At 61.5% G+C, this 23074-nt stretch carries 21 protein-coding genes and 2 pseudogenes; 14 read left to right on the plus strand and 9 right to left on the minus strand.

Annotation, left to right across the window (positions count from 1 at the left end; translation table 11 throughout):
- Positions 1-28 precede the first annotated feature (28 nt).
- From hisB to CDQ91_RS16440, 5 genes are all read left to right on the plus strand, one after another.
- Complete coding sequence (hisB, locus tag CDQ91_RS16420) at positions 29-616, plus strand: imidazoleglycerol-phosphate dehydratase HisB (RefSeq protein WP_088473863.1); 588 nt, start codon at positions 29-31, stop codon at positions 614-616.
- Between the two features lie 8 nt (positions 617-624).
- Positions 625-1233, plus strand: a complete 609-nt coding sequence (hisH, locus tag CDQ91_RS16425) for an imidazole glycerol phosphate synthase subunit HisH (RefSeq protein WP_088473806.1) — start codon at positions 625-627, stop codon at positions 1231-1233.
- Positions 1221-1967 carry a 1-(5-phosphoribosyl)-5-[(5-phosphoribosylamino)methylideneamino]imidazole-4-carboxamide isomerase gene (hisA, locus tag CDQ91_RS16430; RefSeq protein WP_088473807.1) on the plus strand — a complete coding sequence of 249 codons (747 nt, stop codon included), beginning with the start codon at positions 1221-1223 and terminating at the stop codon, positions 1965-1967. Before hisH ends, hisA begins: the two co-directional genes overlap by 13 nt.
- Positions 1964-2728, plus strand: coding sequence for an imidazole glycerol phosphate synthase subunit HisF (hisF, locus tag CDQ91_RS16435; protein ID WP_088473808.1), 765 nt, complete (start codon positions 1964-1966; stop codon positions 2726-2728). Before hisA ends, hisF begins: the two co-directional genes overlap by 4 nt.
- Before the next feature lie 63 nt (positions 2729-2791).
- Positions 2792-3880 carry a calcium:cation antiporter gene (locus CDQ91_RS16440; protein ID WP_088473809.1) on the plus strand — a complete coding sequence of 363 codons (1089 nt, stop codon included), beginning with the start codon at positions 2792-2794 and terminating at the stop codon, positions 3878-3880.
- A 114-nt stretch (positions 3881-3994) separates the two neighbouring features.
- Here the strand turns inward: CDQ91_RS16440 and CDQ91_RS16445 are convergent, their stop codons facing one another.
- On the minus strand, positions 3995-5131 hold the full coding sequence (locus CDQ91_RS16445) for a beta-ketoacyl-ACP synthase III (protein WP_088473810.1): 1137 nt from the start codon (positions 5129-5131) through the stop codon (positions 3995-3997).
- 189 nt (positions 5132-5320) lie between these two features.
- Here CDQ91_RS16445 and CDQ91_RS16450 point away from each other — a divergent pair, with 189 nt between their 5' ends.
- Positions 5321-5872: a hypothetical protein gene (locus CDQ91_RS16450; protein ID WP_088473811.1), complete on the plus strand. Its 552-nt coding sequence runs from the start codon at positions 5321-5323 to the stop codon at positions 5870-5872.
- A 49-nt stretch (positions 5873-5921) separates the two neighbouring features.
- Here CDQ91_RS16450 and CDQ91_RS16455 read toward each other — a convergent pair whose 3' ends face one another.
- Together CDQ91_RS16455 and CDQ91_RS16460 are read right to left on the minus strand one after the other, a co-directional pair.
- Positions 5922-6692 carry a sulfite exporter TauE/SafE family protein gene (locus CDQ91_RS16455; protein WP_088473812.1) on the minus strand — a complete coding sequence of 257 codons (771 nt, stop codon included), beginning with the start codon at positions 6690-6692 and terminating at the stop codon, positions 5922-5924.
- A 128-nt stretch (positions 6693-6820) separates the two neighbouring features.
- A complete protein-coding gene (locus CDQ91_RS16460; protein WP_088473813.1) occupies positions 6821-7747 on the minus strand; it encodes a LysR family transcriptional regulator in 927 nt (308 codons plus the stop codon).
- Between the two features lie 83 nt (positions 7748-7830).
- Here CDQ91_RS16460 and CDQ91_RS16465 point away from each other — a divergent pair, with 83 nt between their 5' ends.
- The gene (locus tag CDQ91_RS16465; RefSeq protein ID WP_088473814.1) at positions 7831-8166 is read left to right on the plus strand and encodes a hypothetical protein; all 336 of its coding nucleotides are present in this window, start codon (positions 7831-7833) and stop codon (positions 8164-8166) included.
- 299 nt (positions 8167-8465) lie between these two features.
- Positions 8466-8786 (plus strand): annotated as a pseudogene (locus tag CDQ91_RS16470) (ATP-binding protein); the annotation flags it as partial.
- 96 nt (positions 8787-8882) lie between these two features.
- On the opposite strand, the gene CDQ91_RS22060 reads toward CDQ91_RS16470, so the two are convergent.
- Positions 8883-9080: an ATP-binding protein gene (locus tag CDQ91_RS22060; protein ID WP_419722572.1), complete on the minus strand. Its 198-nt coding sequence runs from the start codon at positions 9078-9080 to the stop codon at positions 8883-8885.
- A gap of 10 nt (positions 9081-9090) precedes the next feature.
- The gene (locus tag CDQ91_RS22065) at positions 9091-9336 is read right to left on the minus strand and encodes a hypothetical protein (RefSeq protein ID WP_144036800.1); all 246 of its coding nucleotides are present in this window, start codon (positions 9334-9336) and stop codon (positions 9091-9093) included.
- A gap of 496 nt (positions 9337-9832) precedes the next feature.
- Here CDQ91_RS22065 and CDQ91_RS16480 point away from each other — a divergent pair, with 496 nt between their 5' ends.
- Both CDQ91_RS16480 and CDQ91_RS16485 read left to right on the plus strand, forming a co-directional pair.
- On the plus strand, positions 9833-11896 hold the full coding sequence (locus CDQ91_RS16480) for a TonB-dependent receptor (protein WP_158213698.1): 2064 nt from the start codon (positions 9833-9835) through the stop codon (positions 11894-11896).
- A 67-nt stretch (positions 11897-11963) separates the two neighbouring features.
- Positions 11964-13061 (plus strand): phosphotransferase family protein, encoded by a 1098-nt coding sequence (locus tag CDQ91_RS16485; RefSeq protein ID WP_058537101.1) that lies wholly within the window; start codon positions 11964-11966, stop codon positions 13059-13061.
- 198 nt (positions 13062-13259) lie between these two features.
- Here CDQ91_RS16485 and CDQ91_RS16490 read toward each other — a convergent pair whose 3' ends face one another.
- From CDQ91_RS16490 to CDQ91_RS22070, 3 genes are read right to left on the minus strand one after another with little or no spacing between them, the layout of a single operon-like run.
- Positions 13260-14261, minus strand: coding sequence for a DUF7064 domain-containing protein (locus CDQ91_RS16490; RefSeq protein ID WP_054586669.1), 1002 nt, complete (start codon positions 14259-14261; stop codon positions 13260-13262).
- A 39-nt stretch (positions 14262-14300) separates the two neighbouring features.
- Positions 14301-15431 (minus strand): phosphotransferase family protein, encoded by a 1131-nt coding sequence (locus CDQ91_RS16495; RefSeq protein WP_158213699.1) that lies wholly within the window; start codon positions 15429-15431, stop codon positions 14301-14303.
- On the minus strand, positions 15428-16435 hold the full coding sequence (locus tag CDQ91_RS22070) for a DUF7065 domain-containing protein (protein ID WP_058537098.1): 1008 nt from the start codon (positions 16433-16435) through the stop codon (positions 15428-15430). The genes CDQ91_RS16495 and CDQ91_RS22070 overlap by 4 nt, the downstream gene beginning before the upstream one ends.
- Positions 16436-16818: 383 nt before the next feature.
- Between CDQ91_RS22070 and CDQ91_RS16500 the strand changes: the two genes are divergently transcribed.
- Positions 16819-17955 carry a phosphotransferase family protein gene (locus CDQ91_RS16500; RefSeq protein WP_054586672.1) on the plus strand — a complete coding sequence of 379 codons (1137 nt, stop codon included), beginning with the start codon at positions 16819-16821 and terminating at the stop codon, positions 17953-17955.
- A gap of 122 nt (positions 17956-18077) precedes the next feature.
- Here the strand turns inward: CDQ91_RS16500 and CDQ91_RS16505 are convergent, their stop codons facing one another.
- Positions 18078-19085 carry a DUF7064 domain-containing protein gene (locus CDQ91_RS16505; RefSeq protein WP_088473818.1) on the minus strand — a complete coding sequence of 336 codons (1008 nt, stop codon included), beginning with the start codon at positions 19083-19085 and terminating at the stop codon, positions 18078-18080.
- A 451-nt stretch (positions 19086-19536) separates the two neighbouring features.
- On the opposite strand from CDQ91_RS16505, the pseudogene CDQ91_RS22075 reads away from it, so the two are divergent.
- The 3 genes and pseudogenes from CDQ91_RS22075 to CDQ91_RS16515 form a co-directional block, all read left to right on the plus strand.
- Positions 19537-19722 (plus strand): annotated as a pseudogene (locus tag CDQ91_RS22075) (TetR family transcriptional regulator); the annotation flags it as partial.
- A 3-nt stretch (positions 19723-19725) separates the two neighbouring features.
- On the plus strand, positions 19726-20178 hold the full coding sequence (locus CDQ91_RS16510; RefSeq protein WP_237246022.1) for a hypothetical protein: 453 nt from the start codon (positions 19726-19728) through the stop codon (positions 20176-20178).
- A 440-nt stretch (positions 20179-20618) separates the two neighbouring features.
- Entirely contained in the window at positions 20619-23072 is a 2454-nt protein-coding gene (locus CDQ91_RS16515) for a TonB-dependent receptor (RefSeq protein WP_054586675.1), read from the plus strand.
- Positions 23073-23074: the final 2 nt, after the last annotated feature.

Consider the following 23074-nt stretch of genomic DNA (forward strand, 5'->3'; position numbering starts at 1 on the left):
GTAAAAAGTGGCTGCTATGGGAGCGGTCATGCGAACCGCCACTGTCCAGCGAACGACCAAGGAAACCGACATCGCCATCACCGTCAATCTGGACGGAACGGGCGAATATGCGGTGTCCACCGGTATCGGCTTCCTCGATCATATGGTCGAACAATTGTCGCGGCACTCGCTGATCGATATCAGCATGGCGGTGAAGGGCGATTTGCACATCGACCAGCATCACACGGTCGAAGATTCGGCGCTCGCGCTCGGCGAAGCTGTCGCGCAGGCGCTCGGCGACAAGCGCGGCATCGCGCGGTACGGCGAGGCGCATGCGCCGATGGACGAAACGCTGACGCGCTGCGCGCTCGACATTTCGGGGCGGCCCTATTGCGTCTATAAATCGGGCTTCTCGCAGCCGCGGCTGGGTGAGATGGATACCGAAATGTTCCCGCACTGGTTCGCGAGCTTTGCGCAGACCGCGGGGATCACGCTGCACCTCGAGACACTGTACGGCGACAACAATCATCATATCGCCGAGTCGAGCTACAAGGCGCTCGCACGCGCGCTGCGTCAGGCGATCGCGATCGACCCGCGCAAGGGCGATGCGATTCCTTCGACCAAGGGTGTGCTGTAGGGCCTGTCATGAGCGCCATCGCCCTGATCGATTATGGCGCGGGCAATCTTCGCTCGGTGCTTAATGCGCTTGTCGCGGCGGGCGCGAGCGATGTCGCCGTAACAGCCGACCCCGATATTGTCGCCAAAGCCGACCGGATCGTGCTGCCCGGCGTCGGCGCCTTTGCTTCGTGCATGAACGGGCTCAGCGCCATAGCGGGGCTGATCGAGGCGATGGAGCAGCGCGTGCGCGGCGAAGGTGCGCCTTTCCTGGGAATTTGCGTCGGCATGCAATTGCTTGCCGATGCGGGCGAGGAGCATGGCCGTCATGCCGGGCTCGGCTGGATCGGCGGCACGGTACGCGCCTTCGCGCCCCAGCCCGGGCTGCGCATCCCGCATATGGGCTGGAATGATGTCGAGCCGAGCTTCGCCCATCCGGTGATCGCGCGCGGCGAGGCTTATTTTCTTCACAGCTTTCATTTCGCCGATGCCGTCGATGTCGCGGCGACGAGCAGCCATGGCGGGACCTTCACCGCTGCGGTCGCGAAGGACAATATCGTCGGCGTCCAATATCATCCCGAAAAAAGCCAGGCATATGGCCTCGCGACACTGGAAAGATTTCTCGCATGGCGCCCGTAGTTTCTGGCCTGACCATCTTCCCCGCGATCGACCTCAAGGGCGGGCAGGTCGTGCGTCTGGCCGAGGGCGATATGGATCGCGCGACCATCTATGGCGACGATCCGGCGGCGCAGGCGCGATTGTTCGCCGAGGCGGGCGCGACGCATCTGCACGTCGTCGATCTCGACGGCGCCTTTGCCGGTGAGAGCGTCAATGGCGCGGCGGTCGAGAGCATCATCGCGGCGTTTCCGGGCAAGGTGCAGGTCGGTGGCGGCATCCGCGACCGTGCCGGGGTCGATCGCTGGCTGGGGCTCGGCGTTGATCGCGTGATCATCGGCACAGCGGCGCTCAAGGACCCCGAATTCGTCAAATCCGCCGCGCGCGACCTGCCGGGGCGTATAGTCGTCGGGGTTGATGCGCGCGACGGCATGGTCGCGACCGAGGGCTGGGCCGATGTATCCGACGTCCGCGTTGAGGATCTCGCGCGGCGTTTCGAGGATGCCGGGGTTTCGGCACTGCTCTTCACCGACGTCGGCCGCGACGGTCTGCTGAAGGGCTGCAATGTCGAGGCGACGGTCGCCCTCGCGCGCGCGGTCGCCATTCCGGTGATCGCGAGCGGCGGGGTTGCCGACATTCACGATATTCACGCCCTGTGCCCGCATGTCGGCGACGGTATCGAAGGCGTGATCACCGGGCGGGCGCTCTATGACGGACGGCTCGACCTGGCCGAAGCGATTGCGGCGGGGCGGGGATGACCGTCCGCGTTCGCGTCATTCCTTGCCTCGACGTCGCCGATGGCCGCGTGGTGAAGGGCGTGAATTTCGTCGACCTGCGCGATGCGGGCGATCCCGTTGAGGCGGCGCGCGCCTATGATGCGGCGGGCGCCGACGAGCTTTGCTTTCTCGACATCAGCGCGAGCCATCAGGGGCGCGGCACTTTACTCGACATGGTCGGGCGCACTGCCGAAGTATGCTTCATGCCGCTGACCGTTGGAGGCGGGGTGCGCAGCGCCGAGGATGCGCGCGCGCTGCTGCTCGCCGGGGCGGACAAGGTCGCGGTGAACAGTGCCGCGGTCGCGCGGCCCGAACTGGTCGCCGACATTGCCGACCGTTTCGGTAGCCAGTGCGCCGTCGGCAGCATCGATGCGCGCTGCGTCGAAGACGGCCGGTGGGAAATCTTCACCCATGGCGGTCGCAAGGCAACCGGAATCGACGCGCTCGAACATGCGGTGCGCCTGGCCGAACTGGGTGCGGGCGAATTGCTCGTCACCAGCATGGACCGCGACGGGACGCGCGACGGCTATGACCTCGCGCTCGTCCGCGCGATCGCCGATGCGGTGACGGTGCCGGTGATCGCGAGCGGCGGGGTCGGCAACCTCGACCACCTGGTCGCTGGCGTGATCGAGGGTGGCGCGAGCGCGGTGCTTGCCGCCAGCATCTTCCATTTCGGCGAGGCGACGATTGCCGATGCGCACGCCCGTCTCGCCGCCGCAGGATTGCCTGTACGTAAACATTGAGCCCGCGCACATTAGTTGCGCGCGAGGGGTAGTCATGTGGTTATGCGGCTGCAATAAAAGCCCATGACCAAAAAGCTCCGCCTGACTGACCGTGCCAACGACATTTTCCCGATCCTGGGTTTCCTGACCGCGATGGCGAGCCTCGCGCTGCCGCTTAACTCCTTTCTTGTCGGCTTCATCCTTGCCGGTGCCATTATCGCTGCGGTTCACCATGCCGAGGTGATCGCGCACCGTGTGGGCGAACCTTTTGGTACGCTGATCCTTGCACTCGCGGTGACGGTGATCGAGGTCGGGTTGATCCTGACGCTGATGCAGGCGGAGCCATCCAAGGCGCAGACGCTGGCGCGCGACACGGTGTTCGCGGCGGTGATGGTGATTTTGAACCTGCTCATGGGGCTCTGCCTGCTCAGCGGGGCGATCCGGCACCACGAACAGCGCTTCCAGCGCACGGGCATCGGCGCCGCGCTTGCGACGCTCACCGTGCTCACCGTCGTGTCGCTGGTCCTTCCCAATTTCACGTCGAGCGTGCCCGGCCCCTTTTATTCGGCGACGCAACTCGGTTTCGTCGCGGTGGTATCGCTGATCCTCTATGCCACCTTCGCTCTGGTGCAGACGGTGCGGCATCGCGACTATTTTCTTCCCGACGGCGATGCCGACGGCGACGGCGAGCCTGACGCCCATGCGCCGCCGCCGAGCGTCCAGCGTACCGCTGTTTCGAGCGCGCTGCTGCTCGCCAGCCTCGTCGCAGTCGTCCTGCTCGCCAAGAATCTGTCGCCGGTCATGGGCGCCCTGCTGGCCGACTGGGGCGCGCCGCCTGCGGTACTCGGCGTGTTGATCGCGGCGCTGATCCTCGCGCCCGAAGGGCTTGCGGCGGTGCGTGCGGCCAAGTCGGACCGCCTGCAGACCAGCCTCAATCTCGCGCTCGGCTCGGCACTCGCGACGATCGGCCTGACGATTCCGGCGGTCGCGATCCTGTCGATCATGACCGACATGCCGATCAGCCTGGGTCTCGACGCCAAGTCGACGGTATTGCTGTTCCTGTCGCTGATCGTGTCGGTGCAGACGCTGGCGAACGGGCGGACAACGGTACTGCAGGGGGTGATCCACCTGATGCTGTTCGCGATTTACCTGTTCACGACTTTCGTGCCCTGATCGCGACGCCGCTCACTGTTCCCCGGCGAAAGCCGGGGCCCAGATGATTTACGCAACCTCAGTTCTGCGGGCTCTGGGCCCCGGCTTTCGCCGGGAAACAGCGCGTGCAGCAGCTCAGGTCTTCCGCACGAACACAGTCCCGGCCGAATAGCCGGCGCCGAACGAGCAGATCAGCCCGGTGTCGCCTGCCGCCATATCGTCGTGGTGGAGGTGAAAGGCGATGATCGACCCGGCGCTTGACGTATTGCCATAGGTGTCGAGCACCGTCGGGCTTTCGGTTTCGCTCGCTTCATGCCCCAGCACGCGGTGCGCGATCAGGCGGTTCATATTGGTATTCGCCTGATGCAGCCAAAGGCGGCGCATGTCGGCGCCTGCGAGACCCAGCACCTCCATCTGTTCGACGATCAGATTGGCGACCCATGGCACGACTTCCTTGAACACCTTGCGGCCTTCCTGGACGAAAAGCTTGTCGCTCTTTGGCCCCGACTGGTCGATCCCGCCGTGCCCGCGATTGAGGAAGCCGAAATTGTTGCGGATGTTGTTCGAGAATTGCGTCTTGAGCTTGGTGCCGAGGATGTCCCAATGGCCCGCAGGGGCGATGGCCTTATCCTCGATCAGGATTGCGGTGGCGACGTCGCCGAAAATGAAATGGCTGTCGCGGTCGCGCCAGTTGAGGTGGCCCGAACAAATCTCGGGGTTCACCACCAACACGCTTTTGGCGTGGCCGGCGCGGATATAGTCGGCGGCGGTCTGGATGCCGAAGGTCGCTGAGGAACAGGCGACATTCATGTCGAAGCCAAAGCCGTCGATACCGAGCGCATCCTGTATCTCGACCGCCATCGCGGGGTAGGCGCGCTGCATGTTCGATGCGGCGCACAGCACGGCGTCGACGTCCGACGCGTCGCGCCCGGCGCGCGCGAGGGCATCCTTTGCCGCCGCAACGCCGATCTCGGCGAGGATCGACAATTCGTCGTTGCTACGCTCGGCTAGGCGCGGTGCCATATGCGCGGGATCGAGGATACCTGCCTTGTCGACGACATAGCGCGAGGCGATGCCGCTGGCCTTTTCGATGAATTCGACGCTTGATTCGGTGAGTTCGGCGAGATCTCCCGCGGCGATCGCGTCGGCGTTTTCGAAATTGTACCGCGCGACATAGGCGTTGAAGCTGGCGACAAGTTCTTGATTGGAAATGCGTTCGGCGGGGGTGAACAGGCCGGTGGCCGAGATGACCGGCTGCGGTGCGTGCGACATGATGAACCTATATATATCGTTGGTCGGACAGGCTGATTAGGCCCGCGAGCGGCGCCGCGCAACGTCCGGACGATTGGCTGAATATTTCCCGCCTTCATGGTTAACTTGACGCTAACCTATAGGATGGCAGACTGATGGATGCAGGCCTCCGGGGGGATGGCTCCTCGGGCGCCGTGCGGGAGCACGACCATGGTGACGCGTTCGGGACCGGCAGCAGGCGATCTGTCGATTACGGAAATCAAGGAATTCGCGGGCTTTCCTGCGGCGACCCAGCGTTATATCCGCCGTTCGCTCGACATCGGGCTGGAGCGCGACGATGCGATTTCGCGCTGGTCGCGCGACATGGTCGAGGAAACCGCTATCCGCGTGCAGGCGCGCGTCTATCAGCGGCTGATCGACATTCGCGCGCATATTCCCGACGACAGCAGCCTTGATGCGCTCGAACATTTCATGGCGCCGCTGATCGCGATGTCGGCATTTGATCTGGGGCAGGACCGCTTGCCGGACTTCGCATCCTATCGCTTCTTATATGAACGTCTGCTCGGCGGGCATGCGCGGCCGTGGTTGCCCGGGGCCTTTTGTGCCGCCGCATCGCTGCCGCACCTCCACCCCGACAAGCGCAAGATCTTGCTCCAGTCGATCAGCGAAGCCGCCGCGACCGCGCCCGGCTGGTCGGCGCGCGAACCGAAATTCTTTCCCGAATGGGTCGACAAGATCGACGAGACCCGGCCCGCGAATTAGGCGAGACGGCTGTCGGAGCTGGCGCCGGTACCGGCGCCAGCCGCGCAGGCTAGCCCGCCAGGAATTTCCACAGGCCAAAGCTGCTCGTCGCGGTCAACACCACGCCAACCAGAACCAGCAGCAGCTTGGGTGAGAAACGCTTGGCCATGAAGGCACCGAGCGGCGCTGCGGCAACGCCGCCGATGAGCAGGCCCAATGTCGCGCCCGCAATGTCGGCGAGCCCCAGATGATAGATGAAGGTCGCCGATACCGCGAGGGTCAGGAAGAATTCGACGCTGTTGACTGTGCCCACAACCTTGCGCGGCTCGGCGCCCTGGACGAGCAGGTTCGAGGTGACGACCGGACCCCAGCCACCGCCGCCCGCAGCGTCGAGGAAGCCGCCGATCAGGCCGAGCGGGGCGATCACCTTGGGCTTGCGGAACTTCGGCGGATAGAAAAGGCCGCGGAACAACAGCCACAGGCCGACCGCGACCAGATAGCCGAGGATGAACGGCTTCACGATATTGCCGTCAATCGATGTGAGCAGATAGGCGCCGGTGACGCCGCCGATAATGCCGGGGACGAGCAAGCGAAAGAAGAGCGGCCATTCGATGTTGCGGTGGAGCAGGTGACTGATCCCCGACACAGCGGTGGTGAACACCTCGACAACATGGATGCGCGCCGATGCGACGGCCGGGGGCACGCCCATCACTGCGACCAGCAACGTGTTGCAGATGACGCCGAATGCCATGCCGAGCGCGCCATCGACGAGCTGCGCGGCGAAGCCGATCAGGATGAAGGGAAGGATCGCCGAGAGGTCGAACGCCGCGATTTCGTGCACAATATCATCCCAACCGTTTTAGTTGACAACCAGCTGCCGGTTTTCGTGAGGATTCGCTAGCCCAATTTTTCTGCGGGGGGTGAAGGGATTTGTTTGTACGCCCAGTGGAATATCTTTCGATGTCGTGATCAGCGGGTGACGTCGTCGGGCAAATAATCGCGCACATAGTCGATGAAAGCGCGCAATTTGGGCATCACCTGCTTGCGGCTGGGGTAATAGAGGAACAAGCCGGAGGTTGAGGGGGCATGGTCGGTGAGCACCAGTTCGAGATCGCCCGACGCGACCAGTGCCTTGGCGACGGGTTCGGCGAGCATGCCCATCGCGACCCCGGCGCGCACCGCGACCATCAGCGAGGTAAAATCGTTGACGATCACCGGTCCGGTGACCCCGATTTCGAATTCGCGATTGCCGCGCGCGAATGTCCACGGCAGCATCGCGCCGCTGGCGAGGCGCATCCGGACACAGCGATGGCTTCGCAAATCCTCCGGGATTTCGGGGCGGCCGTGCTTTTCGAGATAAGCGGGGGCGGCGGCAACGACAAAGCGGAACGGGCCGGTCAGACGCACGGCGATCATGTCGGCGTCGAGGGCTTCGCCCATCCGTACCCCGGCGTCGAAGCCCCCGGCGCTCAGATCGGTCAGCGCATCTTCGGCGAAGATTTCCAGCTCGATGTCAGGATAAGCGTCGCAAAAGCCAGCGATTATGGGTTCGAACAGCGGCTGCACTGCGCCGCGCATCAGGTTGATGCGCAACCGCCCGGCGGGGCGATTGCCGAGATTGCGCGCGGCTTCATAGGCATCGGTGAGCCCGGCATAGGCGGGGCCGGCGCGTTCGAGGAACATTTCGCCCGCCTGGGTCAGTCCGACGCTGCGCGTCGTGCGCATGAACAGGGGCGAGCCGACACGCGCCTCCAGACCCTTGATCGTCTGGCTGATGGCCGAAGGAGAAACGCCAAGGTCGGCGGCCGCTGCGGAAAAGCTTCGCCGTTCCGCAACGCGCAGGAAAGCCTCGATCCCGTCGAGCGCCCCATGGGGGATTGTTAAATCCTGCTTCAAGCCACTTGCAGATTATAGAGGATTATCTAAGTGCGCAATCGCAGCTAAAAAGGTTGCACAACGAAACGAAAGGAACCTCTCCCATGGCCTATCAGCTCTCCGCTTTCCGCCGCTTTCCCACCGCTTTTGCCATTGTCGCCGCATCGGGCCTCGCTTTCGCCGGCTTGATGGCGTCTGCCTCGCCGGCCTATGCCCAGTCGGGCGGCGATTACCGCTGCGCCGGGCTTGCCGATCAGGCACGCACCGCCGCCGACAGCACCGAAGGTGGCAAGCAGGCCAGCGCCAAGCGCTTCGTTTCGACCGGCAACAAGCTGTGCGAAGCGGGCAATGAGCGCGCCGCCGCCAAGCAATTCCGCGCCGCGCTGAAGCTCGCCGGCGTCACCGAAGCCCAAGCCGACAGCCAGGTTGCTGCCCGCTAAACCCACGACGCACCAAAGACACCCATCTCCGGTCCGTCCTCTCCCTTTCCCGACGGACATATAACTGGGGCGGCACCCGCAAAGGGGCCGCCCCGATTTATATGTGCGCCGGACAGTCGGCGTCAGGCTTTCCGCCGATAGCGGAAATACCAGATTTCATGCCCCTATTCAATTAAAATATTGTAAAATATAGATTTTATGGGGAATAATCCCAGTGGTAATCCAACCAGCAATCACCCAGCAATCACCGGATTCTAGGGCGTAAAAACCTCGTGCCCACGGCACAAAGGCTCGCGTCGATGGTGACACGCCTCGAAGAGGAGACCCGGATCGGCAAGGGCGGGACCCTGGCGGCGCAGCTGTCGCGGCTCGACCTGATCGTGCTCGACGAGCTCGGTTATCTGCCGTTCGCCCGCTCCGGAGGGCAGTTGCTGTTCCACCTCATCAGCAAGCTTTATGAGCGCACCAGCGTCATCATCACCACCAACCTCGCCTTCGGCGAGTGGCCCACCGTCTTCGGTGATCCCAAGATGACTACGGCGCTGCTCGACCGCGTCACCCACCACTGCGATATCATCGAGACGGGCAACGACAGCTGGCGCTTCAAAAACCGCAGCTGACCGCCACCTTCGGCGCCTTCAAAAATCTATCTTGCGCTGCGCGCGCCTCCGGTCGGGCTACGCCCGCCCTCCGCCGCACGCAGCGCAAGGCGACCCTCAACTAACCAGCATCATATCCGAAAAAGGGGTCCCTCTTCGACGCCGATCGGGGGTCCCTTTTGAACGCCGTTTGACATCGCTGGCTTTCCTCCCCGGTCCTGACGAGATCGCGCGGTCGAGCAGCGCCGTAGCCATCTTGGGATCACCGAAGATGATGGGCCAGTCTGCTAACGCGGGGTTTGTAGTGATGTGCACACTGAAGCGCTCATAGGCCTTGCTGATCAGAGGGAGCAGCGCCCTCCCTTCGTCTGAAGGGCGGATATCCAAGCTTATCGAGCAGCATCAGGTCGAGCCGTAACAACTGCTTTGCCAAGGTCCCGATCTTGCCGGCCCAGGTCCCTCTTAGCGGCGTGTCGCCATTTCTGATGTGGCGGATGCTGCGTTTCCGGCGCGGACAAGTCTGCCGGCAAATCAGGATCGAGCGCTTTGCGGGGTTGCGATCAAACTTCATTTTCCGATCAATCAGCCCAACTCAAGGGGCGAATTGAAAAGCAAACTGGGCGAAAACGTTATTATATTGACAATTATGACCACTTGGGGGATTTATGCCTGAATGCTGGCGCAGACCAGTTGAAACTATGCGGATTTCGGGGCTGGCTTGAGCTAGTCGACGGGAGGATGGAAAATCATATATTTTTGAAGATTTTAGCCGTGTGTGCGGCGCCTACCGCTTAGCCGCTGGGCACGCTGCATGTCTGCGCCTCAAAGATCACAGCCCGCAAAAATAAGGATGCGCGCCGAGACGCGCGAATGGGAAGGGAGAGACTGAAGTGATTAATCGATCAAACCAGCTTGCCACAGTGTCCGCGTTGGCAATGGCGGGCATCATGCTCGGTGTATCGACGTCTGCCAGCGCGGCTGACACTATCGAGGGAAGCGAGGCGCCAGCAAGCCGTGATGCCTCGGCCAACACCGATGGAAGTTCGACGGGGCTAAACGAAATTATTGTGACAGCTCAGAAGCGGTCCCAGAATCTCCAAGATGTTCCTGCAGTAATTAACGCGCTCGACGCGGGCATGATCGAGGATCGCCAGATTGGCGGTCTTGAAGAGCTTCAGGGGGCGGTTGCGGGCCTCAAGTTCGACCCTGTTTCCGGCAACTCCAACATTTCCATTCGCGGCGTCGGCACCACCTTCACGACCGGCGCGGGCGAAAATTCGGTCTCCTTGCATCTCGACGGCGTCTATCTTTCGAGCCCTCAGGGCGCTGGCCTCGGCCAGTTCGACCTTGGCGGGATCGAAGTGCTGCGTGGCCCGCAAGGGACACTTTACGGCAAGAATTCCACGGCGGGTATCGTCAACTTCATATCGGCGGCGCCTACCCGCGAGTTCGAAGCGGGCGTTACGGCGGGCTACGGGAATTATGACGACCTCAAAGGCTCGGCTTATGTCAGCGGCCCGCTTAGCGACGGAGTGCGCGCGCGGCTCTACATCGAAGGTGGCCAACGAGACGGCTATGTCAAGAATCTCCAGACCGGCCAGGATCTCGACGATCTGCGCTACATCGGTGGCCGCTTCGGCATCGACGCCGACGTGTCGCCCGGGTGGTATATGGAAGCGCGCCTGACCTACCGGCGCGAAGCCAGCAACGGCCCGGTGCGTCAGCCCTATGACCTCAATCGCCTGTCCTTGCCGATCCAGGATACGATCGTCACCCCTCGCCGGTTGAACTCCCCGCTCATTTTTGACGGCAATCGGTCCATCGCGCTGGCATCGCTGAAAAACACGTTCGATCTCGGCGGCAACGTAAGTCTTGTCTCGATCACCGGCGCTTCTCGCCTGCGCGTCAATTACAATTCGCTGGACTCGTTGGCGCAAGGAAATCCCAATGACCCGATCTTTGCAAATCTGACCATTCCGATCGCCCAGGGTGTCCGGGTTTCGACCTTCTCACAGGAATTCAACCTCAAGGGCGACAGTGGGCCGGTGGACTGGCTGGTGGGGGCCTTTTACTATAATGAAATCAACCGAACGACCGGCTCAGTTACCCTCGACGGTCGGCTGCTTGGCAGCCCGTCCGCACTCATCCGTGTGTCCAACGGCCGCTCGAAGCGCGAAAGCGCCTCCATATTCGCAGATGCCACGATCAGCGTGAGCGACGCTACCCGGCTGTTTGGTGGCGTCCGGGGTCTTTACGAGCGGTCGCAAAATGATCTGTTGGTGACGTTCCAGCTTCCCGGCGGCACGGTCGTTCAGACCGATTGCAGTCCGGGCGCACCGCTTCAGCGCGTGACCGACTGGTCGGCTACGGGACGCATAGGCCTGCAGCATGATCTGTCGGACGATGTCATGGCCTATGGGCAGCTGTCGCGTGGGTACAAGTCCGGCGGCTTTTCCAACAGTACCTGCGGCAATCAATATAAACCGGAAACGGTCAACGCCATCGAGACGGGACTCAAGGCGCGGTTTCTTGACAGGCGCGCGACACTGAATTTTGCGGCCTTCTACTATGATTACAAGAATATCTCGGTCGAGCAGTCGACGATATTCGGGACCAATGTCGTAGGCGCTCCGAAAAGCGAGATCTACGGGCTGGACATCGACGGGCGGCTGCAGGTCAATGATATGCTGAGCTTCGATGGCAACGCGAGCTTCGTCCACAGCGAATATAAGCGCTTCCTGTCGACGGGTGGCGCGATCTTTGGCGAGCCCGATGGTACCGATTTGGCGGGACGGGCTCTCAACAAGGCTCCGGGTGCGTCCGGTACGATCGGAACGCAACTCGAATTTCCCGTCGGCTCGGGCAAGATCACGCTTCGCGGCGAGGCCTATTTCACAAGCGGATACCGCCTCCGCGAATATAATGATCCCTCGCTGCGGCAGAATGCATATGAACTGTATAATGCATTCGTGACGTACGAACCCAATGATTTGGTCACCGTGCGTGGCTTTGTCCGGAACATCACCAAGACAAATTATATCCAGGGGACTGTGGTGCAGCTCAATGGGGTCACGGGGGTCTATAATCCGCCACGCACCTATGGTGTGGAACTGGCACTGAAAATCCGCTGAGGCACCAGGGCCGGCCTGCGGGCCGGCCCGTCGCCGAAGAATATTGAACACGGAAAGTTGATTTGAAATGAGTGCGGAAACTGAAGAATTGCAGGGGTTCTACGACAAGTCGGTCGCGGCTGCGAAGTCGGGCTACCCGGAAATTGACGCAGATCGGCTGGCAGCCTTCATTGCTGCGCAGCCCGGCATCGAAGGCCCCGTCACGCTCAGCAATTTCATTGTCCCGCAATCATCCGGTGCCAGCAACGGCATTCTGTTGTTCACGGCCGAGTTCGGGCGGAGCGGCGAGCGTCGCCGGGAAGACATGGTCGCGCGTTACGCACCTGGCACGACCATGATCAAGCAGAAGAGCTTTTCTGACGAGTTCCTGACTCTCGTCGCGGCATACAAGCGCGGTCTGCCCGTGCCCGAGCCGCTATGGCTTGACGCGGACGGTTCCGCTGTCGGCTATCCGTCCTTCGTCATGGCGCGGATCGAGGGCACGCCTCCCGCGTCCGCAATGTACTCCAAGGGGCCGCTCGCCGACGTCAGTCCGGAAGCGCGCAAGGCGATGATGCTCGAGGCCGCTGGCTTTCATGGTCGCCTGCGCCGCGAGGCGATCGGACGCGACGAACTGCCGCATCTGCTCGCGCGCGGCAGCGGTGAAACCGATATCGAACGCGAACTCAACTGGTTCCTCGCGGAAGCAAGGCTAAGCTCCGAGCCGGACGATCCGAAGCTCGAGCCCATCGTCGAGGCTCACCGCTGGATGGTGGCGCACCAGCCAGCCGTTCGCGAGGGAACGCTTGTACAGGGCGATTCGCAGATCGCGAATGTGATGTTTCGCGACGGGCGGCTTGCGGCTGTGCTCGATTGGGAACTCGCCTATCTCGGCCATAATGAGGCCGATCTTGCGCTCATCGTCTTCCTCACCGAGACGATGAAACAGCTCGACAAGCATGTCGACGGGACACCGACCGAGGCAGAATATCTTGCTCGGTTCGAGGAAGAGGCCGGCGCTCCGGCGGAACATTATGACTTTTTCAAACTGTTTCCTCTCTTCAAGACGCAGTGCATCCTGCTATCGGGGCGGAGCTTCCAGCCAGCCTTCGAACAGGTCTGGACCTATTATCTCGCCCACCTTCATGCCGAACTCGCCAACGCGAAACGCATATACGGCGATTGACGCCGTGGATCGGGGCATGGCGGACAGCACCCGGCCCGAGAAGCAACACAATGGACAGGGGCCGCGCAGCTTGCCAGCTGCGCGGCCCCTCTATCATTAGCATCGGGTCCGGCACTTTCGCGCATTCTCAAACGCGATTGCCCGCTGGGCGTCGCCGTGCCGGCGCCGTTTTCCGGGCGCCGGCAACCCACATCGATTTCAAATAATATAATCCTCGGCCTTGCTGAGCCCCTCGGCAATCGCAAGAAAACTGACGTCCGCCTGGTTCGGGATATATGAACCCCGGCCAGGGTTCGTGCACATTTCGAGATCGACGAACCCTGTTTTCCCGCCATATTCAAAGGTCGAGATATTGTCCTGCGAGAATGTGCCCATCGCCGGCAGAGGTGTGAGGAACCCCTGAACGACCTTGGATTCGATCCTGAGCTGCTCGCCGGACTCAAGCGTCATGATGCCGATGCTCCCGAGCGGAGTCAGGCCATCATAATCAAAGGTCACGGCAACCCGCAGGTTGGTGATCGCCTCCTGCTTGCCGTTGCGATCGACGAAGCCCATTGTCATCGGGGTCGTTTCGTTGAAATCGAGAAAGAAGCCCGCGAAGCTGAGTTCGGAACCACAGGTGCCGGTGTACATGCGATATCGATGCATCATGGGCGCGCTGTCGCTGCGCTTCCCCCATGACCGGTCGCGATGGGCAAGAGCGTCAATTTCATATTCATTGTCGCCAATTCGGACTTTCCCGCGAATGCGGCCGCCGCATTCGAGGTGACCATCGGAATTGGTAGCTTCTTCGAAATGCTCTGTATTCTTGCCCGACGGCCAGTTGCGCGGTGTATAGAAGCTCTCGTAAAATTCGATATCAGCCGAAGACTCAGGCTCGTCCCAGGTGTAGCGCATCCTGCCGTCGCCGAGAGCCTCGGCCGTGTGGCTGCCAACGACCTGCTTGCGGGACTGGCGCGCGTCCGCACCTAATTTTACCTCGTTGCGCGGGGCGCTGTTGAGGACAAATCGTTCACCGCCCGTCTTGAAGACGAACAGCATCAGCTGGCCCGTGCCCTTGTTCGGCTTCTGGCCGATGCGATGGAAGCCTCCCACGCCCAATTTGACATCATAGAACCAGTAGCAATCGCTCTCCTGCCAGCTAGGTTCGTCGCTGAACTGGTGCGGGCAATCCCAATGATCCGAGAACACGGCTTCCATTACCTCAATCCCTTCTTTTCTGTTTGTAATGACTAAAGATCACGCCCCCGCACCGGCCATGCCATTGACCATCGCCATGAAACCTTCGCCCGGCGATGCGTCCGGCATACCGAGTTTGCGCGCCATCAGCATCGTCGCGGGATTGTTTGTCAGCACGTCCGTCCCCGCTGGCATCCGCCCTTCGCCGACGAGGCGATCCGAGAAGCGAATTCCCACGATGTTCATGCGGAACCAGGCGAGCATCGAATAATAGTCCAGATCGGCAACCGGCCGACCGCGTTCGGCTTCGTAATGGGCGATGATCTCGGCGCGGCTTGGCAGACCCTCGAGCCGCGCTACCCCCGACAGCGTCGAGAAATTTTCCTCGGCCTCGAGCCACCATGCGAGATCTGCTTCGCCGGGACCGAGGGAAGCCATTTCGAAGTCGATCAGGGCTGCTACGCTGAGGTCGGGTCCGAACATCATATTGGCAGGTGTCGGATCGCCCCAAAGGACGCTGACATCGGTGTCCCGGGGCTTGTTTGCCATGAGATAGTCGAGGGCGGCGTCGGCAACTTCGAGCCGGCGACCAGCTTTGGCCCAGATATACCAGTCTCTGGTCCAGGCAAGGAACTGATCGATGCCGGGTTCGCCCCGCTGGCGGTCGTCCAGAAAGGAAAAGCCTTGCCGCCAGTCGATCCGGTGGAGCCGCGCCAGCGTTCCGATCGCTCGCAGCCATATCTCGCGTCGCTGTTCGATCGGCAAATCGGCGAGCCACCCTTCGACGTTATAATTCGGCACCTGGTCAACGACCCGTCCTTCGATCGCCTCCATCACGAGGAAGGGGCTCCCTATCGGCGCCGGGTCGGGTTCGACACCGAGCGCGCGCGGGGCAGGAATATGGGGGTGGAGCGCGAGCGCCTCCATCATCCGGTGCGGCAGCCTGATATCGGCGTCCAGGAAGAGGTCCGTCCCGGCGAGTTGTCGCCTGATGACGAGTGCGCGTTCACGATGTTCGCCATCGGCTTCATAAGCCATGGTAGCGAACATCGTTTCAGCGGAATTACCCGTGCCGCTGGGAAAACGCAGGGGCGACAAGGTCAGGTCGCCCAGATCGGCGAATTTCTGCCGCAACCAGGCCTGAAGGCCTTTCCGCATCGCCTCGCGGTCGATCGTCTGCGAGCCGCTCATGGATGATTCAACCCGGCCCGGCTGCGGTAAAGACCGTTGTCGAGTCTGCCGCTCGCCACGAAGGTCGGACGATCGGTCCCATTGCGTGGGTTCAAGATCGTGTCGATGAGGCCACCGCCCGTGCGATTGCCGCAACGTATTGTGCATGGCATCGCCATCTCGAAATGCTTCTGACCAAGTTCAAGCCAGACATTGCCATATCCTTCGGCCTCGAACGTCAGCCGGCCAAATTTTTCCGAAACGGCCACGACGGTTCCGCCCCGATTGGATAGCCCGTCAAATGCCATCAGCACGGACGCATCCTCGATCACGGCGGTGTCCACTTCGCCATCCTTTACGATATAGCCGAAAAGACTTTCGAGCCCGGAGCGCATGCGCCCGCCGCCGAAGCCAAAAGAAAAATCCTCACCAAGCGAGCCCACGAGCCACCAGGCGGCATACATGTCGGCATTGGGGTTATCCATGTGCCGTGGGCCCCAGCTATGGTCGCGATAGGTAAAGCCCGAAATGGCGCGCTCGGGCTCGTCGCCGATCCGAACGGACCCCGAAAAAGTGCCGCCGGCCTGGAGATGATTGGCTGCCATCACGCGGCTCGTTTCGTTCCGCATGCCAGTGAGGTCCCAGAAATCATAGGGTGCGTGCACATCGCGGACCTGGATATCGAGATCGACATTCTCGTCGCTGGCACGCCACCGGCTTGAGCGGACGCCGAATGTGGCGGACTGGAAACCATCGGCATGGAACGTGTCGACGGACCGGTCGGCTTCGCGAAGGGGAAGCCCTTCAGCTGTGCGGGAATAGTTGAGCCCGTTACGCGAGGTCACGCCAAAGCAGGACCGGGTAAGGCCGAGGTTCGGTTGATGGCCGATCCGGATGAAGCCGCCGATTTCCTGGGAGGGATCGGCCCAGCCAAGGACAATGCTTTCCTGCCATTGCGGATCTTCCCCAGGATCGTGCGGAAGCTCGACATCATCCGGCAGCGGTGACAGTTTCGAAATTTCCATGGCCTCGTCCCTTCATTGCGCATTGCGCGCGATTCCTCGAAACCCGGGGATCGTTCGTTCATTAATTACTCATCTAATTATATTTTCTTTCCGCCGTCAACAGGGCTGCTGCTGCGGCGGGTTTAACGGTGCGTTGCGGCGGAGGAGCGGGCAGCGGGCACGCGCCACGAATTTTTTAGGTATTCAATTAATTATCCGTTGACTTTCGCTGCTCAATCGGCCCGATGGTGCTTCGCCCTCGTTGCGGGAGCGTCGTCTGCGGTCACGAAACATGGCACAATCGTTCGAGCACCGCGGATGATCGCCCGAGGATCCCGCCTGGGCGATGGGCGCCAACCTGCGGTCGAGAGCCGGCCGCGCGGCAGAACAGAAACGGGAGAGTCATGTCGGAACTCGATGTCGATCAGATTGGCGCAGCTATCGTCAAGCATCAGCGTGGTGCGCGGTTCGCCGAAACCACTCCCGATCAATGGGGCGACCGGCTCATGCAGTTTATCGGCGCGCAGGCGGGAGTCTCGGACGTCCGAGTCGCCAACGTGCGCGAAGTCGGCACAGCTGCGGGTGGTTCGAACGGAACTCTTCTGTTCGAGGCAAGCTGGACCGAAGACGGCGAGCCGCGCTCGTCGGGTCTCGTCTTGCGTTTCATGCCGACGCGCGGCCTGTTCCACGCCTATGACGTCACCGCGCAGTTCAACCTGCAGCGCGCGCTTGAAGCCACCGATGTGCCGGTTCCGCCACAGATCTGGCTCGATCCGGACGGCAACCTTCTCGGTCGCCCGGGCTATGTGATGGGAATGGTCGAGGGGGCGAGCGCGCCGATGACCTGGATGACTTCGGGCATCATCGCCGACGCTGAGCCGGCAGCGCGGCGCGAGATGCAACTGGGCTATCTCGAAGCGCTCGCGCGCGTGCATGCGCTGGACTGGCGGGCGCTCGGGCTCGAATGGCTGGAAAAGCGCGCGGCGGGTGCGCGTCCGATCGAGCGCGAGGTAAATTGGTATTGGGATTCGCTCGAATATGCCGACTGCAAGCCCTATCTCGAAGCGCTGCGACCGCTCCGGGATTGGCTCGTCGCAAATGAGCCGGCCGACATTGATACGGTCCTGTGTCATGGCGACGCGAACTTCGGCAATTATCTCTATCTCGGGACCGCGGTGTCGGCCGTGGTCGATTGGGAGATGAGCTTTCTCGGGACGCCCGAATGCGATGTCTGTTTCACGCATATGGGCGACCAGATCATCCAGAATGATGTCCCGGCTCTGGAAGGGACGCTGAGTTATCAGCAGCGGATTGCAGAATATGAGCGACTGTCGGGGCGCAAGCTTCGCAACATGCCCTATTTCGAGCTGTTTACGGCCTATCGGCTGGCGGTCATCAACGTGCTGACGTTCCGGCATTTCCCGGAGCCCATATTGCGCCAGTTGTTGCCAGTCATCGAACGCGGGCCGAAGATCGCCGCGGATTTGGCCGCCAGGGTCGGACTGGAGATTTTGCTGCCGCCGTCGGGCACGATCGACTGAAATTTAGGGTCCACTTGTTCGCTCGACCCCGAGCGTCCTCTCCGCACTGCGACGCTCGCGAGATCGCGAGTCCTTGCGGCTGCGGCGACCGCAGCAGTTACATACGCGGTCGCCTGCCTTTTTTAGCGGAGCCAGGAGGGGTCAAATCCCCGCTGGGAAATTCCGTCGTTCGTGTTGGCGAGAAAGAGGTGCGACACCTCCTGATTGCCGCGATGGGCATTGTCGATCATGTTGAAATCGCACACGCCCTCCAGGCCTTGCCACCTGGGGATAGACAGAACTTCGATCCCTGCCGGAGAAGAGTTCGGACCGCCATTGTTGAGGTCGGTGGAAGTCACGACGCCATCGACAGCTTCGACGTCGATACGAAGGGTCTGGCCGTTCTCGAGCTGCGCCACAGTCCAGCCGCCGATCGACGAGAGGCCGTCCCCCAGCGTGCAATTGACGGTATGGAAATCCCGGATAGGCTCGCGCTTTCCATCGAGCATCACATAGCCCATCTTGGCGAAGGCGCCATCCTCGGCCTGCATCGTGAGCAGCGAGTAGCTCAGCTTCTCGCCCACCGTGCCGGCATGCCAGCGCGCCGAGCGAAACATCGGTAGCGGGCGCGGTCCGTAGCCATGATCGCGGTAGCCGATGCCATTCTCGATCGTGACCACCCGGTCGCCGATCCGGACGCGGCCTTCCACCCGGCCGGCGCTTTCCGGGTGGCCATGATCGTCGCCTCCCGAAGTCAATGTTCCATGACCCGGTCCTCCGACCACCTCCCATTCCTGCGAAGGATACCAATCATAGATGCGCAGGTCCGCTTCCGCATCGTCGTCGAACGCCTCGAAGCGACAATATTCCATATCGGGAATCGTGAATCGCATCGTTCCGGAACTGGCCATGACATCGGTTCGATCGCCTGCCTCCAGAGGACGGTCGAGCAGGTGGCGACGGAAGCGGGTTCCGTCGGGGAATGCCATCCCCCAATGCGTCTGCGTGGTCTTCTGATTCACATAGGATCCCGTGCGCAGGAAGCCGACGAGGCCAGTGTCCGGATCACGAAACACCAATACCCAGGATTCCTGCCAGAACGGATGATTTCCAGGGTGATGGGGCAAATCAATCGCAGAATACAGGCTCATCGGTCTCTCCACTATTTTTGACCTTCAACATCTCGAGGCCTCAGGATTCGGGATCAAAACCCGATCTTCGCAGGATCGAGCCGGCCGCGGTCCGAGCCTAAAATTACTCGATTAATTAAACGATGACAAGTTTGCATCTCGGCGGTGCGGTCATTCCGCGCGCCAAGGGCTCCAGGTGGGCAATCTTGCGATGTGGCGCAAAGCGAGGACGGAGCGGCTCGGGGAACCGCTGATACAGAGCATGAGATGTTTTTATCGCCTCAAGCCATTTTCGAGCCTGGTCTACCTGCGAGACTGCGCCGCGGTCTCCAAGTGCAATACTGGCATCGCCGCGCGGCCCAGGCGGTCGCTATGCCATTGTTAAAGCCGGTGCGGCTGGTATGCTTGAGTCCTGTCGGCACGACAGGACCGAATTCAGGAAGCGCTGGGGAGATCGATGAGGGCGCCTGCGATGAAACCAAGAGGCCGACGGGCCAAGACAGCCGAGCCGGAAACCCCGCCGCGCGATCGGCTGGTTGAGGCAACGGCCAATCTCATGGTTGAGCGAGGATCAATTGATGTTTCGCTCGCCGATATTGCACGGCGGGCCGATCTCAATTCTGCTCTGATCAGCTACTATTTCGGCAACAAAGCGGGGCTGATGATGGAGTTGCTTCGCTCGGTTCTGGGCGGCGACATATCAAAGCTCGATGCCTTCTCGCAGCGACAATTGTCGCCTGAAGAGAAGCTGTCGGGCTTCGTTCGCGGGATGATCGACAGCTATTTCACTTACCCGTTCATCAACCCGCTGACCCACCAACTCGTCACCGAAGAGCCCGAAACCTACGGTCCGCTGATCGCGGAGGAGTTCAGCAAGCGGGCGGCAACGATTCTCCGGAACATCCTCGCCGAAGGGCAGGCCTCGGGAGTTTTCGCAAAGGTCGATCCGCTTCATCTTTATTTTCACATCGTCGGTGCCTGCGATCAATTCTTCCATGGCCGTTATCAAATGCAGCATATCTTCGGCATCGGCGCGATCGACGAGCCCATGAAGCAAGGATATTCGAATTATCTCGCCAACGCCGTGGTGAAGAGCCTGCGTCCCGCAACTTAGCCGACTGCCGGTCAGCACTGGCCCGATCGATATCGAAGGCGTCGGCCGTGCCGAACGTCTCCTTTTGCCATGCCCGGAACAGCAAGGCGCAGGAACGCGCCGCGGGAGAAGCTTGCCCCAACCCCTGATGGCGCTCTAAGGTCGAATTATAACTATATGGACGATCGTATATATATTTTGCGTTGACATTAATCCTAATGATGCCACCACTATGAAGCTCGCGAACCTTCGGGGTCGCGAATGCACGGAGGCAATCTCCGGCGGTCAATGGGAGGAGGCTGACAATGCGCTACGGCAAGAGACCGGATGGGCAGATGCATCGATCGGCGCGCGCTATCGCGGATGGCCTCATCCCCTCATCATCGCGTCTCAGGCTCCATCGACGCGGCAGCAGCGCTGCCGACGGCGAGCCGCGAGACGGCTTCCTGGAGGGAATTGGAATGCGGAGCAAGGCACTGGCACTTTGTGCGTCGATCGGCGTGTTGGCATGGGCTGGGGCAGCGCGGGCCCAAACGGCGCCCGAAGCGCCTGCGGCCGACGAACCGTCGCAGCTGGGCGAAATCATCGTCACGGCCCAGAAGCGAAGCGAGTCGCTCCAGCGCACGCCCGTTGCGGTCAGCGCCTTCACATCCGAGACGCTGGAGCAGCAGCAGATCAACGGCGTTCAGCAGTTGCAGTACAATGTTCCGTCGCTGGTGTTCGCCCAGCTTACCGGCTACTCGCAACTTTCGATGCGCGGCATCGGCTCCGACCTGACGGTTACGGCCGGCGAGCCGACGGTCGCGACGTTCCAGGACGGCGTCTACATGGGTCAGCTCTTTGCCCAGAGCGTCCCCAGCTTCGACCTCGAGCGCATCGAAGTTCTGCGTGGCCCGCAAGGTACCCTGTACGGTCGCAATTCGACCGGCGGGACGATCAATTACATCACCAAGCCACCGTCCTACGACACGGCTGCCAATCTTGCCTTCACTTATGGAAATTACGATCGCGTCGCGGTGGAAGCCGGGGCAACCGGTGCGATCGTGCCGGACAAGGTGGCAGCACGGGTCTCGGTGAAATATGACCGGAGAGACGGCTACCGCTTCAATGTCTTCGACGGCAAGCGGTACGATGCCAACGACCATCTGAGCGGCCAGGCTGCGCTGCTTATCGAGCCGTCGAGCGACATCAAGCTGACCTTGCGCGGCGACATGTCACGGCAGGTTACGTCCGCGGTACAGCAGTTCATCGATGCGCTCCCGACGCCGTCGAGCATCTCACCCGAAACGCCGACCGGAATTTTCTCCCTTCCGGGAACCGCGCTCGCCGGAATTCCCGGCCTCCTGTCGCCCTCGGACCTCGCGCTGCTGGGGAATCGAAGCATCTCCGACCTGTTTGGCCTCTCGGAGCCCGGGCTGCGCGGAGGCGATCCCACCAAATCGACCCGCATTGCCAATGACTTTCCGTCGCGGACCGAAGTCAATCTTCGCGGGGCCAGTGCGACACTCGACTGGGACATCGGGAATGTATCGCTGAAGTCGATCACGGCTTATCGGTTCAGCAAATTGTTCATCCAGACCGACAATGACGGCAGCAGTGCGGCCATTCTCTACGAGGATCCGATCCAGCAAACCTCGAAGCAGTTCACGCAGGAAGTGAATATCTCGGGGAAGGCGTTCGACGACCGGCTGGACTGGCTCGCAGGAGTCTTTTACCTGCACGATCGCGCAAGTCTGAAAGCGGACATCTATCTGCCCTCGCTCGGCGATCTCATCATTGCCTCCGCCAGCCTGGGCACCGCGGCACCGCCACCGGTCTTCGACCTGTCGCAGCCTCTCATCCCCAATCTCCTCCTCCTCGGGTCCGATCCGCTGCTCGGCAATACCCTTTATGGCGGGCAACCGACGCCCGTCGCCTTTCTGGGCTTCGGTGCCGAGCAGAAAAGCTCCTCGCTGGCGGGCTTCGGTCAAGTCACCTACCGGATCGCGGATCGGTTGCGGGTGACCGCGGGCCTTCGCTACACGCGCGATGAAAAGGACGTCTTCCGGCGGCTCCACTCCAACTTCGTACCGACTGCGGCCTTGTGCGAAACCCAGTCGAAGAAGAGCTGGACCGCGTGGACCGGAACGGCCGGGGTGGATTTCGACCTCTCGGATCGCGCGATGCTCTACGGAAAGGTGTCGCGGGGCTACAAGGCCGGGGGGTTCAATCCGGCGGAATGCACGGGGAGTTTCAACCCCGAAATCCTCTGGTCCTACGAAGCCGGGCTCAAGTCGACGCTCGCCGACAATCAGCTGCGCGTCAATTTGGCGGGCTTCTATTATGATTTCAGCGACATCCAGTTCACGACCTATCTCAACAATTCCTCGACGATCAGGAATGCCGCCGATGCGACGCTTTACGGCATCGAGGCCGAGTATATGCTCGCGCCGCGCGGCCTTGCCGGATTCTCGCTCGATGGGTCCGGTTCGTGGATCCACAGCGAATATGGCAGCCAGCTTCTCCAGGACCCGCTCGGCCTTGCGACGCTCGACATCAAAGGGAACCGCCTTATCCGGGCCCCCGAATGGAAGCTCAACTTCGGAGCGCAGCAGCGGATAGAGACCGCGAACGCCGGCGCCTTCACCCTCCGGGGCGAAGCGGCCTACACCAGCCAAATCTTCCATGATGTGTTCAATGGGGAGGCGCCCTTCCAATCGCAAACCCGCGAAGCGCCTTATTGGATCTTGAATGCCCGCCTGAGCTGGTCGTCGCCGGGCGATCGGTTCCAGGCGCAATTGTTCGCCGAGAATATCACGAACAAGCTTTATGCCTACAGCCGCGTCGCAGCGGCAACGGGGGCCTATGTTTCCGGACAATTCTCGCCGCCACGGACCTATGGCATCCGCCTGTCGATGAAGCTCGGCGCGAACTGAGG

The organism is Sphingopyxis witflariensis, assembly GCF_002205635.1.
Classification (GTDB): domain Bacteria; phylum Pseudomonadota; class Alphaproteobacteria; order Sphingomonadales; family Sphingomonadaceae; genus Sphingopyxis; species Sphingopyxis witflariensis.

Excerpts from the sequence above, each read along its gene's own strand:
- CDQ91_RS16505 (WP_088473818.1), bottom strand. The coding sequence starts at position 19,085 with ATGAGCCTGTATTCTGCGATTGATTTGCCCCATCACCCTGGAAATCAT.
- CDQ91_RS16485 (WP_058537101.1), top strand. The coding sequence starts at position 11,964 with ATGAGTGCGGAAACTGAAGAATTGCAGGGGTTCTACGACAAGTCGGTC.
- CDQ91_RS16450 (WP_088473811.1), top strand. The coding sequence starts at position 5,321 with ATGGTGACGCGTTCGGGACCGGCAGCAGGCGATCTGTCGATTACGGAA.
- CDQ91_RS16515 (WP_054586675.1), top strand. The coding sequence starts at position 20,619 with ATGCGGAGCAAGGCACTGGCACTTTGTGCGTCGATCGGCGTGTTGGCA.
- hisH (WP_088473806.1), top strand. The coding sequence starts at position 625 with ATGAGCGCCATCGCCCTGATCGATTATGGCGCGGGCAATCTTCGCTCG.
- CDQ91_RS22070 (WP_058537098.1), bottom strand. The coding sequence starts at position 16,435 with ATGGAAATTTCGAAACTGTCACCGCTGCCGGATGATGTCGAGCTTCCG.
- CDQ91_RS16500 (WP_054586672.1), top strand. The coding sequence starts at position 16,819 with ATGTCGGAACTCGATGTCGATCAGATTGGCGCAGCTATCGTCAAGCAT.
- CDQ91_RS16495 (WP_158213699.1), bottom strand. The coding sequence starts at position 15,431 with ATGAGCGGCTCGCAGACGATCGACCGCGAGGCGATGCGGAAAGGCCTT.
- hisF (WP_088473808.1), top strand. The coding sequence starts at position 1,964 with ATGACCGTCCGCGTTCGCGTCATTCCTTGCCTCGACGTCGCCGATGGC.
- CDQ91_RS16465 (WP_088473814.1), top strand. The coding sequence starts at position 7,831 with ATGGCCTATCAGCTCTCCGCTTTCCGCCGCTTTCCCACCGCTTTTGCC.
- CDQ91_RS16440 (WP_088473809.1), top strand. The coding sequence starts at position 2,792 with ATGACCAAAAAGCTCCGCCTGACTGACCGTGCCAACGACATTTTCCCG.
- CDQ91_RS22065 (WP_144036800.1), bottom strand. The coding sequence starts at position 9,336 with ATGAAGTTTGATCGCAACCCCGCAAAGCGCTCGATCCTGATTTGCCGG.
- CDQ91_RS16510 (WP_237246022.1), top strand. The coding sequence starts at position 19,726 with ATGATGGAGTTGCTTCGCTCGGTTCTGGGCGGCGACATATCAAAGCTC.
- CDQ91_RS16445 (WP_088473810.1), bottom strand. The coding sequence starts at position 5,131 with ATGTCGCACGCACCGCAGCCGGTCATCTCGGCCACCGGCCTGTTCACC.
- CDQ91_RS16490 (WP_054586669.1), bottom strand. The coding sequence starts at position 14,261 with ATGGAAGCCGTGTTCTCGGATCATTGGGATTGCCCGCACCAGTTCAGC.
- hisA (WP_088473807.1), top strand. The coding sequence starts at position 1,221 with ATGGCGCCCGTAGTTTCTGGCCTGACCATCTTCCCCGCGATCGACCTC.
- hisB (WP_088473863.1), top strand. The coding sequence starts at position 29 with ATGCGAACCGCCACTGTCCAGCGAACGACCAAGGAAACCGACATCGCC.